The organism is Candidatus Hodarchaeum mangrovi (genome assembly GCF_975850365.1).
The window spans coordinates 1-13,385 of the sequence record NZ_CDLCQJ010000119.1 but is presented as its reverse complement, the minus strand read 5'-3'; the positions used below and the strand labels follow the sequence as shown (position 1 = coordinate 13,385).

Annotated in this window: 14 protein-coding genes; 6 read left to right on the top strand and 8 right to left on the bottom strand. The window is 33.0% G+C overall.

Going from position 1 to position 13,385, the window contains the following annotated elements:
* Both ACWVCY_RS11765 and ACWVCY_RS11760 read left to right on the top strand, forming a co-directional pair.
* Positions 1–1,389: hypothetical protein (locus tag ACWVCY_RS11765; RefSeq protein ID WP_455143022.1), on the top strand; the 1,389-nt coding region annotated here is incomplete at its 5' end.
* Positions 1,390–1,499: 110 nt separating this feature from the next.
* Entirely contained in the window at positions 1,500–2,435 is a 936-nt protein-coding gene (locus ACWVCY_RS11760; RefSeq protein ID WP_455143021.1) for a UbiA family prenyltransferase, read from the top strand.
* A gap of 19 nt (positions 2,436–2,454) precedes the next feature.
* Here the strand turns inward: ACWVCY_RS11760 and ACWVCY_RS11755 are convergent, their stop codons facing one another.
* A complete protein-coding gene (locus ACWVCY_RS11755) occupies positions 2,455–2,745 on the bottom strand; it encodes a GYD domain-containing protein (protein WP_455143020.1) in 291 nt (96 codons plus the stop codon).
* A 106-nt stretch (positions 2,746–2,851) separates the two neighbouring features.
* Between ACWVCY_RS11755 and ACWVCY_RS11750 the strand changes: the two genes are divergently transcribed.
* A complete protein-coding gene (locus tag ACWVCY_RS11750) occupies positions 2,852–4,075 on the top strand; it encodes a class-III pyridoxal-phosphate-dependent aminotransferase (protein WP_455143019.1) in 1,224 nt (407 codons plus the stop codon).
* 37 nt (positions 4,076–4,112) lie between these two features.
* On the opposite strand, the gene ACWVCY_RS11745 is transcribed toward ACWVCY_RS11750, so the two are convergent.
* Positions 4,113–4,892 carry a hypothetical protein gene (locus ACWVCY_RS11745; protein WP_455143018.1) on the bottom strand — a complete coding sequence of 260 codons (780 nt, stop codon included), beginning with the start codon at positions 4,890–4,892 and terminating at the stop codon, positions 4,113–4,115.
* A 63-nt stretch (positions 4,893–4,955) separates the two neighbouring features.
* Here ACWVCY_RS11745 and ACWVCY_RS11740 point away from each other — a divergent pair, with 63 nt between their 5' ends.
* The gene (locus tag ACWVCY_RS11740; protein WP_455143017.1) at positions 4,956–5,798 is read left to right on the top strand and encodes a phosphatase PAP2 family protein; all 843 of its coding nucleotides are present in this window, start codon (positions 4,956–4,958) and stop codon (positions 5,796–5,798) included.
* Positions 5,799–5,862: 64 nt separating this feature from the next.
* Positions 5,863–7,059, top strand: coding sequence for a serine hydrolase domain-containing protein (locus ACWVCY_RS11735; RefSeq protein ID WP_455143016.1), 1,197 nt, complete (start codon positions 5,863–5,865; stop codon positions 7,057–7,059).
* Here the strand turns inward: ACWVCY_RS11735 and ACWVCY_RS11730 are convergent.
* Together ACWVCY_RS11730 and ACWVCY_RS11725 are read right to left on the bottom strand one after the other, a co-directional pair.
* On the bottom strand, positions 7,052–7,876 hold the full coding sequence (locus tag ACWVCY_RS11730) for a DUF362 domain-containing protein (protein WP_455143015.1): 825 nt from the start codon (positions 7,874–7,876) through the stop codon (positions 7,052–7,054). The genes ACWVCY_RS11735 and ACWVCY_RS11730 overlap by 8 nt on opposite strands.
* Before the next feature lie 15 nt (positions 7,877–7,891).
* A complete protein-coding gene (locus tag ACWVCY_RS11725) occupies positions 7,892–8,929 on the bottom strand; it encodes an aldo/keto reductase (RefSeq protein WP_455143014.1) in 1,038 nt (345 codons plus the stop codon).
* Positions 8,930–9,162: 233 nt separating this feature from the next.
* Here ACWVCY_RS11725 and ACWVCY_RS11720 point away from each other — a divergent pair, with 233 nt between their 5' ends.
* Entirely contained in the window at positions 9,163–9,429 is a 267-nt protein-coding gene (locus ACWVCY_RS11720) for a hypothetical protein (protein ID WP_455143013.1), read from the top strand.
* Between the two features lie 283 nt (positions 9,430–9,712).
* Here ACWVCY_RS11720 and ACWVCY_RS11715 read toward each other — a convergent pair whose 3' ends face one another.
* The 4 genes from ACWVCY_RS11715 to ACWVCY_RS11700 form a co-directional block, all read right to left on the bottom strand.
* Complete coding sequence (locus tag ACWVCY_RS11715) at positions 9,713–10,414, bottom strand: deoxynucleoside kinase (RefSeq protein ID WP_455143012.1); 702 nt, start codon at positions 10,412–10,414, stop codon at positions 9,713–9,715.
* A 412-nt stretch (positions 10,415–10,826) separates the two neighbouring features.
* Positions 10,827–11,600 (bottom strand): ABC transporter ATP-binding protein, encoded by a 774-nt coding sequence (locus tag ACWVCY_RS11710; RefSeq protein WP_455143011.1) that lies wholly within the window; start codon positions 11,598–11,600, stop codon positions 10,827–10,829.
* Positions 11,593–12,372 carry an ABC transporter ATP-binding protein gene (locus ACWVCY_RS11705; protein WP_455143010.1) on the bottom strand — a complete coding sequence of 260 codons (780 nt, stop codon included), beginning with the start codon at positions 12,370–12,372 and terminating at the stop codon, positions 11,593–11,595. Before ACWVCY_RS11705 ends, ACWVCY_RS11710 begins: the two co-directional genes overlap by 8 nt.
* 19 nt (positions 12,373–12,391) lie before the next feature.
* Positions 12,392–13,385: branched-chain amino acid ABC transporter permease (locus ACWVCY_RS11700; protein WP_455143009.1), on the bottom strand; the 994-nt coding region annotated here is incomplete at its 5' end.

The following is a 13,385-nucleotide window of genomic DNA, read 5'->3' as shown; positions in this document are numbered from 1 at the left end:
GTCCAAATGGAACGAAAACTCCCCTTACCTAAAAGCACGAAGCAAGATCTCCGATTATATCAAGAGTTTCAACGATCATTAGATTTAACTCAAGATTTAAATTGGAAACAATCAGCAATTGATTCTATATTTCTCCAAGATACGGAAGTCGCCAGTAAATTAGTTTTAACTCCAGAATTTAATAAATATGCTTATGTTTCAAAAGAAAGAGTTGAAAAAACGGATAGAAATATTATTTGGTTTTTGATTAAAACATTTCCAGAAGCTAGAACTCAAATAGAAAGCCAAGAACAAGAAATATTACATCACTTTTTGAATCAACGGATTGAAGCCATTAAAAAGCAGTATTTGGTTAAAAAAGATAAAATTCAAAATAATTTAATGAAGGCTAGAACAAAATCACGAGAGAAAAAATCCCAAATTGAAATAATTCTTCAAGAACTAAATGATCTAGAAGCATCGATAGGCGAAAGAGAAGCAGAAAATAAACCTGTAATAGCAATTAGAAAATCTATTACATCAAAAAATAAATCAATTGAGAAATTAAATTTTCAAATTGCAGAGCATATGCTCGCAGAAGAGGGATTAGATAAAGAATTAGAAAAGCTCAATGAGGAAGAAATGAAAGCAATTGCGGTAGTAAAAGAGGAAATAGAAGAAATACGAAATCGACATCGACCCAAAGAATATTATCGACCTAGTGAATCCGAAATAGAAATCAAAGATAAATATGTATGTTGGATTCCCCGTACAATTGGTCAGGTAAAATTACAGAATCCAGGAAATCCTGAGATTGAATTGACGGTCAGTTTTAATTTTAATTCGTTTAATACGGTAGGTTTGTATGGATATTGCTCTATTTGTGATTTAGAATTACCTATCGGATATTTATGCTCTAATCCAGATTGTGATATGCTCCTATGTGAAGAACATATTCTACGATGTGATATCTGTACTAGTGGGAGTTGTGATAAGCATCACCGAGTATGTGAACATGAAGGATGTTCGCGGAATATCTGTTTTTCTCATGCAACTAAATGTGGAGATCCCCTTTGTGGTAAAATTATCTGTCCACGTCATCGGTTTCAATGTAATGGCTGTCAGATCTACTTTTGTCAAAGAACAAGTCATCTTATAAAATGTGAAACGTGTGGAAAGGCATATTGTGAAAAATGCCAAGAAAAGGGATTAATATTACTTTGCCCCCTTTGTGAAACTTTCCAGTGCTCAGATCATATAGGAAAATGCACTTCCTGTTTAAAGGAAGTATGTACCAAACATTTAACAACATGTTCTAATTGTGGCGAAATTGTGTGCTCCAATTGTCAAACAACAAAGCGAAGTGGTTTGGTAGGAAGTAAAGAAGGCTGTATCCGATGTCTGGGTTAGTTTACTAAAAATTATAAAGCTAATAAGAGTTATCCAGCTGAAAAATACAAAAACCTAGGTTAAATTAGGAGTAAATACCAAAATTACTTGACTATTGGTATGGATACTTAATGAGCGCATATTTTAAACATCTAATCCAGTTAATCGGCCTTTCACGACCAGAATGGTGTTTTTTGTTTGGTATTGTTGCGGTTATGTTTGGGTTATTCTATAGCTTTCCAGTGGTATCAATCCTCATTGGAGGGTGTAGTGTGTTTTTGTTTACAGCAGGCCATTTCGCTCTTAATGGTTATTATGATCGATATTCTGATAAGTTAAATCCACGTACGTTTTCTTTAAGAAACCCAATGGCATATTCACTAAATATAAAAAAGAAAAATATTTTTATCTGGATATTAGTAATATGGGTAAGTGTAATTCCTTTAAATTTTATATTTATTCCCAAGTCTTTTATTTTTAAAAAATTGTTCCTAGCTTTACTAGCATACACAATGGGAATTTTGGGATCTTTATGTTATTCAATTCCTCCTATCCGTTTTAAATCACGGCCTTTTCTTGATCTTCTTATTACTATGTTCATAATTGGATTTTTTGTACCCTTCTACATTTCTCTTTTAGGTCCGGAAATCTATATTCCACCTGAAAAATTAATCCTAGCAATTGGTTTTGGTCTATTACTTATTTCTGGGATTCACCTTCCTACCATTCTAATTGATTTAGACACCGATGAGCAGATTGGAGATCTTACAACCGCAGTATATTTGGGGTGGAAAAGAGCTTCAATCTTAACTTCTTCAATAATAATTCTACGAGTTATAGGACTTACAGTAATTAACTTGCTATTGATGAGTCAAGGAATATTAGTTGTGAGTATTAGTCCATTTATTTTGGGAATTCTTGAAATTATCGTCAGTATTCAGCTATTAAAAAAGCAGAATCGAGAAGCAGCTGTACAATTACTAAAAACAGTCATAATTACAAGTAGTGCTGGAAGTATTTTCTTTGCATATCTTTATGTTCCAGTACTCCTAACAATCAACACTTAATAGCAGTTTAACGAAGATATTATTTAATTTCTTCCACTAAAGTCAAGAATTCAGGATAGGAAATAGCAGTCCAACTTTCAGCAAAACTAGCTCCAGTTGATCGAGATAATAAAGATACTTTAGCTGCTTCAATCTCATCTTTTGCTTCAAAAATATCTAAAAAATCATAAGGTCCCAAAATAGCATAGTGAGCAATCCATTTGACCGTTGGAACTTTTTCTTTTACCAATTTAAGGAATTCTTGGCCTTGTTTTTTACGTGATGCAAAATCAAACTGCTTAAATTTAGTTACAAGAATAAATATTGACATAAAAAAAATCGTAACTTATAAAATACTTAACATTTTCTAGGTGGGAATCTTTATCAATTAAAAATATCGAATAAAAAAGAAAATTAACAGAGAGAAAGGATTTTTAATGAAAACATCTGAGATTTTTGAGATATATTCTCAACATGTATGTAAACCCAAATCGAGTTTTTTTGAACAATTAAATCTTAAAATGGTACAGGGTAAGCGATATGGGATTTACATTGAAATGTTAGAAGGATTAAGAGAAGACGATCCACCTTTGAAACTCATTGACTGTCATACGTCAGGTGGAGTTAAGAATTTAGGAAGTCATCATCCTGAAATAGACAAAGCATTGACAGATGGATTAAAAGCTGGTCTAGATATTGGCGATCATCACTTAATTAGTGAACAACGTGCTTTACTCGGAAAAGAATTAGCTACACTTCTTCCTGGAGATATATCGAAAACCATGTTTTCAGTAGGAGGGGGGGAAGCAATTGACTTGAGTATTAAGCTTGCACGAGGATATACGAAACGCTCACAAATAATTTCAGCAGATAAAGCATATCATGGAGTAACTGGATTTGCATTAGGAGCATGTTCAAAAAGTTTCAGAGAACCTTTTCATTGGAATTTAACGGATTTTAAACACGTACCATTTGGTAATATAGACATACTTCATAAATCAATCACGGAGGAGACTGCTGCAGTAATATTCGAGACAATTCCAGCCACAGGGGGTATATTAATTCCGGAAAAAGGGTATTTTTCTGAAATACGAGAGATTTGTAATGAAACTGGAACAATAATGATCATAGATGAAGTCCAAACAGGTTTAGGAAGAACAGGCCAGCTGTGGGGGATTCATGGAGGAGTTTATCCAGATGAAAAAATTGTTCCTGATATTATAGTTCTCGCTAAAGGAATGTCTGCAGGAGTTTATCCGTTAAGTACCACCTCCTATAAACCATTTCTAGAGGAAGTATTTGAGGAAGATCCTTTTCTACATATATCAACAACTGGGGGATCTGAATTGGGATGTTTTGTAACACGAAAGATGTTGGAAATTATCTCTGAACCTAGTTTCTTGAAACATGTTCAAGAGATGGGAAACTTGTTTCAAAAGGGTTTATTAGAAATAAAGGAAAAATCAGAAAAAATTATTGATGTTCGGGGTCGTGGATTAATGTGGGGGATTGAATTTGAAGATGAATTATTTTCATTATTCTTTACTCTTAGTATGATTAAAAATGGGGTTTTCTGTGATTATTGTGGAAATTTCAAACAAGTTAATAAATTTCTTCCCCCCTTTAATCATACAACCCGAGGAAATTCAGATTATTCTTAACAAAATCGAAGAAGGATTGAGCAATTTAGGTTAAAGGTTATGAATGTGGTTTTAGATTGACATTTAATGGTGTAATCTTTTTAATTTCTTCATAAATAGAAATCATATCTTTTAACTCCTCTTCAACTCCATTAACTTCTAAAATTACTGCGCCTGCACCTTTGTATATTCCCCCTGAACCTATATGGTAAACATCTGAACTAGGAGCTAAAAATTCGATTGCTTCAATTTCTGTAAATAATTCTCCACCAACTACAGGAAATAGACTAACCGGTAATCCATGGACATAATCAATATTGACCTGACCCCCTAAAAGAGGAAGAATTTCTGTAATTGCATGAGTTATTTGTTTTTCTAAAGAGACTGGGACAATAATAGTGATTCCCCTTGCCAATGCTCTAGCATAAATTGTTCCCATTGTTCCCATTTGTGGGTGTGCACATAACACTCCTGCCACTCCTTCAGAGCCTATTGCGTTCGCGCCTTTCAATAGGACATCTGCTTCTTCTATAGTCTGATTCATTGGTTGAATGTTGGGTTTCCCATCAATGAAAGCAATTTCTGGAGCACGTGTGTCTGGATGACTTTCCCAAAGACTACCATCAACACAACCTGCTACATAATTACCAATATCAAAGGAAAAGTCTTCATTTTCAGTGTGTTTTAATATTTCCTTAATTATATATGCATTTGTTGTTCCTCTACCTATTCCTATGACTCCCTCTTCAAGAGTTGCCTCTATTAAGGGATGTTGAAGAATAGCTTTTGCAATTAGGGCTTTGCTCTCCCAAGGAGTAAAAACAAATTGACATCGCATAATTATCAACTCTGATAAACATTTTTGGAAGTGCTTATTAAGAATAGTTGAAACTGGAGAACTGTGAACCAAACTCAAATCTTGAAGAAAATTAAAAATTTAATATTCTATAATGAAAACTTTGAAATTTCTTTAATATTGTTCATCTTTTTATTGATTGGAACAATAGGTGATATAATAATCTCAGAGATTTTATTTGATCCAAAATCTTGGTGGGCTCAATTTCTAGCCGATTTTGGGGAAGTACCAGGATATATTTGTATTTATTTAGCTATCTTATTATTTACACTCAATAATAAGTATAATAAGTTATGGCAAAAGTTGAAATTTTTATTAAGTTCCATTTTTCTCTATTTTGTGACCAAGGATATAATAATTTCTATATTTATTTTAGATCAGACATTCCTCTTAGACTTATTTCTTTTACTAGTCAGTATTTTTATAACGACATTGTTAACTCTTTTTTTATCTTCTCAATCTATTTCTTCAGAGTTTTCTCATATAACCTTGAGAATGGCTATAATATTTCCATTATTTCTCGTACAAACACTAAAACTTCTCTGGGGAAGAGTTAGATTTCGTGAATTAACCACTGATCATTCTAATTTCACTTTGTGGTTTTATCCACAGGGTATAAATGGTAATCTATCATTTCCTTCTGGACATGTAGCTATGGCATGGATGGTATTTCCCATAATTGTCCTTATTAATCCCAAAAAAAGAAAACTACGCTTTTTGGCTAAAATTTTTGTTCTAATATGGATTTTCCTCATAAGCATGAGTAGGATTGTTTTAGGAGCACATTATTTGTCAGATGTTGTGGTTTCCTCATTAATAGGTACCCAGATATTTCATTATCTTACTTACAAATCTAGTAAGAAATCACAAGGTATCTCTTTGCAGTAAACTTAAATATTATTAAAATCAAACTTTGTTTTCATAAATTAATCTTTCGGAGACACTGAAGTCTTTGAGAAGGCAAACAATTTTAATATTCTTGATCAGCATTTTTATGACATTTAATAATATTTTCTTACAATCAAGTTCAGTTAATAATGAAAATACCTCTGTATATTGGCCTACGATAGAATGGCGAACTAAAACACCTGAAGAAATGAATATAAGTTCAAATATATTGGAAGACATGGATTCATTTATAGCTGATCAATATTATGGTTTAGATAGTTTTCTACTAATTAAAGATGGATATATCGTAAAGGAAAATTACTTTTTAGGTTACAATAAAGATTTCGATCATATCTGCTATTCAGTATCAAAAAGTGTCACTTCAGCAATTGTTGGTATAGCAATAGATAAAGGATATCTATCGTTAAATGACTATGTCATTGATTTTTTTCCAAACAAGTTATTTACCAATATGGATTCTCGGAAATCGAATATGACTGTTAAACATCTTCTCCAGATGAGAAGTGGTTTAGAATGGGATGAATGGAATTCTTCTTATTCTGATTCCTCCAATCTGTACCGACAACTAATGGTTAGTTCTGATTGGGTAAAATTTGTCCTTGATATGAAAATGGTTTCAGATCCTGGTTCTAAATTTGTTTACCATTCTGGACTCAGTTATCTCTTACTAGCAATCGTACAACAAAGAATTAATGTAACTGTTCTTGATTTTGCGAATAAATTCCTTTTTAAACCTATTGGGATCTCTTTGAATACTTGGACCACCTGTCCTAATAATATCCCAATTGGAGGATCAGGGTTATTTCTCACTCCCCAAGATATGGCAAGATTTGGGTTTCTTTATCTAAATAACGGAACATGGAACGGTAGTCAAATTATTTCATCTCAGTGGGTGCAAGAATCAATTTATCAATACCATCAATTAGACTGGGAAGATGCTTTTTATGGTTATCAATGGTGGATTGAACCTGAAAGATATGGTTATTTTGGATATTCAGCTAGAGGGTATTTAGGTCAATATATTCTAGTTATACCTGATCTTAATTTAATTATTGTTTGTACAGGTGAATCATCAAATCTTGATTATCCCCTTCTGATCACAAATTTCGTATTACCTGCACTTAAGAATAATATCGGTACATCTTCTTCTGCAATTATATTTCCTCTTGACTTTCTGATAATAGTTTTAGGATTCATATACCTTAGAAAAAAGAAGTATGCTAAAACCTCTATCAATTAGTTAAATTATTAAAAGATTTAGCAATTAAAGTCTTGGGAGTTTTTAGATTTCCTTTTATTTTGATTTTTTGAAGATCAATCTCTCCTAATTCCCGATTGTAAGCTTCTTGTAATACAGGCATCTCAAGTGGATTAAACCCTACCAAAGAAGCTCCCACAGCTTCAACAGCAAAAGCATCTTTTCCAAATATTAACAAATTTAAAGGAACCATTAACCGTTCACTTTTTCTTCCTAAAAAAACATAAGTACAGTCTAAAATAGCTAAATCAATACCTCCGATTGCTTCATAGAGATCTAGCAGGGTATTTGGTAATCGGTTATGAAATCGGAACTTCTTTTTATCAGGAATCAAACCTAATAAGTTTTTTATTATGGATCCTAGATTCATTAAATCCTCATCTCCTGTTTCCTCATACCGTCGTGGCACATGAGTACTGACAAAAGTACGATTTCCAAAGAGAATATTGGAGAGGGAAACATTTTCTCCAGCTACATTTACCACTGTAGTTTGAGTATCATCCGACAGATTAAAAGGTTGAACCTGTTCGTTAAAACAACTCCCCCAAATTCTCAATCTCTCTAATCCAAGTCCTGCGCCACTATCAGATTCAACTATTTGAATTTTTCCAGATTTATTGAATGCAGAAATAATGGAATTAAGTGTTTCAACTGTTGTACAGATTTTTGACTCAGGATTATATATCCCAACTTTTATTATTACTCTTTTATCTACTTCATTGAGGCCTCTGAGATCTCCAATTAGATTGAGTGCTTCTAAATAAGATTTAGGATCAGCAATAACCACGATGGGATCCAATGTAATTACTTCCTTCTACTCATAATCACGGTGGTTTTTAAGAAGATTAAACGTTTCTCCATGATAAAGATCTTTATTTCCCAAGAGAAAACCTTTAGGGAATCCAAATTTAAAATCGACTATGTCAGCTAGACGTTTACAGTGTTCTTCTGTTATTTCGAATTCAAGTGATCTTAGGTTATCTTCTATCTGGGTTACTGAAGTAACTCCAAAAATTGGTATGAATAAACCATTTTGTCTCCTAATCCAATTTAATGCAACGTTTGCTGAAGAACACCCAATTTCATCTGCTATAGCATCAACTTCTCGAGCAATTTCTAACCTATCTTCAGACGGAACACCCCATTTATCTTCTGTTAACCTACCTGGTGGTTGATTATTGCGAGTATACTTTCCAGTATATAAACCTGCCCCTAAAGGAGCCCAGACTGTCATAGCTAGATCAAATTTCTTACACATTGGAATTATTTCTCTCTCGGGATCCCTAAATGATAGATTATAAGGAAATTGAAACGCTACAAAGGTATTCCAACCTCGAACTTCAGCCATTGTATTTGCCCTGGCTACTATCCAAGCAGGAGTATCAGAAATACCAATATAATTAATTTTAGTGTCAGCAATTAAATCATCTAATGTCCTCATTACTTCATGGACAGAAGTAGTATAATCCCACATATGTAAATACAATAAATCAATATAATCTGTTCGAAGTCTTTTCAAACTCTGTTTTACAGTTCTAATCAAATTTTTGCGATGATTTCCACCTGCATTAGGATCCTTTTTCCATCTGTGATCATGTAAAGTAAATTTTGTAGCAATAACAAAACGATCACGATCACCTTCAATGAATTCTCCTAGAAATTCTTCACTTGTTCCATTGGTGTAATTACATGCTGTATCAATAAAATTCCCGCCATTCTCTATAAACTTAAGAAAAACTTCTTTAGCAACTTCTTTTGAACTTCCCCAACCCCAATCTTCTCCAAAGGTCATTGTACCCAAACAAAGTTCAGATACTCGTAAACCACTACTTCCTAATAACTTAAATTTCATCTTAGTCACTTCATTTATTTTTTTGAGGAAAATTATTAACTAATTTTACGTTTCGATCATATCCCAAATCGTTATTTAATTTGTTTTCGAGGATGATTCAAAGCGTAAAAATGTATAAATAATTTACGTTTCGGACAAATTCAACAAACTATACTCGTAATATTCACACATTTAACCTATAATTAAACTCAAAGCTACATGGATGGTATTGAATGATCGATGAAAAGTAAAAATTGTTTGATTATAGAAAAAACATTCCATTATTTCAATTTATAACAGTTCCAGAAAAAAAATATTTTTCACATCTGGCTAGAAGGGAGATAATAAAAATATTAAAAAAAGGAAAACAAGAGCTTTCTCCTGATGGTACCTCTACTAGACGATATGCCTTGAATGTGGCCGAAATAAGTAAAGAATTAGATAAAGGCTTAATTAAAAGTAGTTTAAAAAACAACCATATACTTTCATCTAGATGTACTACTGGAATTAGGTTTAATTGAAATAGTAGCAATTCTCCAAGAAGGACCATATCGTAGGAATAAGACTTAGTACTTTGGGAGAGTAGCGAGAAATCTATTTTTAACCAGTACTCATGATACCTGTGAAAAGTATCAGATACAGTTCAATGAAATTCAGAAGTTTGTTGATTTAAAAGGATTAAAACTTCCAAAGAGTTTTCATGAAATTCCCAAACAATTAATTGAGATGCAAGAAGTATATTATAAAAAATTAGGAAAAGGGTTAACTGATAATGAAGATTTTATTGTTAAACATTTTTAGGTGTTAATTAGAAAGATTTGAGATAATTGAATCCTTATTTTGAGGAATTAAAGCTGTTTTAACTCTATTTTCACCACAAAATAGTTCTTGAATTTCGGTAACAATAGGCTCAAGAGGAAGCCAATCTTTATTCCAATCTAATACCCAAACTTCCATTTTCGAACTCCAAGGATGATTTCCTGAAAGTATTTGTTTAAGAAATCTCTGATATTCCTGATATAGATTTTCGAGATATTCAAGGGGTAAAAAGTTTGAATTTTCAGCTTCACGAGCTCTCTTTTTTATTCTTCGAAAAGCATTGAGAGGGGTCGTTTCGAGAAATATTAATAGATTAGGTGGTGGTAAATAATTAATAAAAGAGTTATAGGAGTTTTCATAAATTGCCCATTCAACATCATGAATTTTGTGACTTTGATGAAGCATTTGAGCAAAAACACGATCACCTGGTAAACATCTGTCCATAATTACTCCTCGACCGTTAGATACTTGTTTAACTGCTTCTAAATACAGAGAAAAACGTTGATTTAACATATTCATCTGAAACGCAAATCCCCAGCGTGACTGATCTTGATAATAAATTTTAAGTAAATCTTCATTTACTGGCTCGGGGAAAATATGAAAATTAAGAGATTGACCTAGTTTAGTGACAGTAGTGCTTTTGCCTACACCAATTATTCCATCTATCCAAATCAATGGTTGACTCAAAAATTAGTATCTCCTATAAAACGAAAGCTTACTACCTTTTCTCCATTTGAATTACAAAATTCAACCAGGTTATTTTGGGACAAAATGAATATTATATAGTTAGGTACTACAAGTGAAGTGCCACCGACAATTCACTGAAATCCTTCTATTAAGGAAATCTAATTTTGAGAACCAACCTTTTTGTCGGTTACTCAATCGTACTGAACTACTAGCTTTCAATCGAGTGAAGAGCATACAAAAAAGATGGTTTATACATATAGAGAGTATATAGAAGATCTTATAACATCAATTTGCCAGTAAAAGGCTGAATTTATTTGAATGATTCCCTTTAAATCCTTTGAATAGTGAATTAACAAGCTAATATTAGCTAATAACTGTTTTCATTGATTAATTTTATTTTTTAAGGAAAATATTACATAATTCCCAAGTAGGCTTCTTTAATATGTGGATTACTTAATAATTCATTTTTTGCCCCTTCTATCTCGATTCTTCCATCTTCTAATAAATATCCACGATCACAAATATCTAAAGCGATGCTTGCATCCTGTTCAACTAATAAAATAGTTGTACCAGTTTTTTGAATTTCTTTGATCGCGTTAACAATGGCTTGCTTGACCATAGGAGCTAATCCTAAGCTAGGCTCATCAAGTAAGAGTAATTTTGGATTTCCCATCAATGAACGTGCAATCGCGCACATCTGTTGCTCGCCTCCTGAAAAATTTCCAGCTTTTTCATCTAATCGTTCCTCTAAAATTGGAAATAATTTAAATACTGTCTTCAATGCATTTTCAACGAATTCTTCGTCGTTAATGGCGTAAGCGCCTAGATATAAGTTATCCCGTACAGTAGATTCAGTAAAAAGTCTTCTTCTTTCTGGACAATGAATAATGCCTAATTCAACAATTTTATGAGGTTTAAGGGACTTATTTCTACCCAATCTTCGAAATTGACTCTTGGTTGACTCAGCAATAAGCTTATCTTCAAAAAATATTTTACCTCTTTCGAGTTCTACAAGACCTGAGATTGCTCGAAGAAGTGTTGATTTTCCTGTTCCATTGGGACCTATAATAGCAACTAATTCACCTTTATCTACTTTGATAGAGATTGAAGCTAGTACAATAGCTCGACCATAATGTACGCTTGCTTCCTGAAGCTCAAGGAGATGAGTATTGGATGATTTAGACATAATTTTTCGCCTCTGTTCCTAAATAAGCATTAATAACTTTTTCATTATTCACAATACTTTTAGGGGATCCTTCACCAATCAACTTTCCTTGATCAAGTACCAAGACTCTTTCAACTAGCTGCATCAAGATTTTAAGTTTATGTTCTACAATAACTATTGACATTCCCTTTTCATGGGCATCACGTATCAAACGCTGAACACGAAAAGCTTCTTCGAAGCTAAGTCCTGAAAATGGCTCATCTAATAAGAGAAGACGAGGTTGTACAGCAAAAGATCTTGCTAAATCAAGTCTTTTCAAGTCCCCATGGGGTAAAATAAATGCTGGATAATTCTTTTTTTCAGCTAAATCAACTGTTATTAAGGACCAAATAGCTTTATTTCGGAGAGTTGAGGATTTTTTGAACATATTTTTAGGAATATGTGGAACCATGGCATTTTGTAAGGCATCTAGATATTTAAAAGGTCTTACTAGTTGAAACGTTCTTGCTATTCCTAATTTTGCAATTTTAAATGGTGGCCAACCAGCAATATTTTTCCCATCAAATACGATTTCTCCTTCAGTTGGTTTTAAGAATCCAGTTAATAGATTGAACAGTGTAGTCTTCCCTGCTCCATTTGGTCCAATAATCCCTACAAGTTCTCCAGTATTGATAGAAAAATTAACTTGATCAACAGCTTTTAGTCCTTCAAAATATTTACTTAGGTTTTTAATCACGATAAGTGCATGATCTTCTGAACTACTTTCAGTAGCTTTGGAAGTATTAAGTGACATTTTATTATTCTCCAGATATTTAATCGGGTTCATATCGGCCAGCAGAAGGCCAAACACCCCAATATCTTAATCTAAGTGCTTTGAAGATCTTTGGAAGATAGAAAGCAAATGGAATTCCTATACAAGTATAAATTAGAAACTTGGCTTTTATTAACGCAGACCCTAAATTCATTCCTAAAATCCCCTGAAGGAAAAATAGTCCAATAATTTCACCAATTAGGAAGACAAGGAAGGCTGGAATAGAAATAATAAACATTATTAGGAGTAAAATAAATACAAAGATATTATCTGGTGTAAGAGATGTAACCATTTGACCCAAATAGTCAATTTTGCCTACTATGGTCAGAATAGCTGAAACTGCTATTGATATTAGCTTACTTATGAGATCTGTTGATGATCCACTAGTTGGTAAGACAGATGAAAAAAGATCCATTCCCCAACCTTTACCACTTGGTAGGATCGTCCATATTAATGCTAATAAAATCCCTAGAACAACAGCTCTTTTTTGATCCTTTTTTGCACGAGTAAGCCCGAATGGCATATAGCGTAGGGTAATGATCAATAACAAACCAAACGAAAGCATATCTAGGCCGTGAACCCCACTAAAAATATTCTTTAGAAAAATATTCACAAGCAACGTTAATAGAAAAGCTCCAACAACTCCCCCTGAAATCGTTCCCACACCTCCTATAACAACCATAATTATTACATTAAAAGACGCAGCGCTTTCTAGATAGGTAGGGGATACATAACCAAACCATTGGGCATATAATCCCCCTGCAATTCCAGCGAAAAAAGCACTTATAGTAAAAGCTAAAATCTTATAATTACGGACATTTATACCAAGAGATTCGGCAGCATCTTCATCCTCACGAATAGATTGAAAAGCAAGTCCTATTCGAGAGTAAGCTATTAACATCATTATTCCAATTGCAATAAAGAACACTAAAATTACAAAAATATAGAAATTTAGGGCAGAAGTCTCACGAAATAGAGGTCCTGAAGGAGGAAGT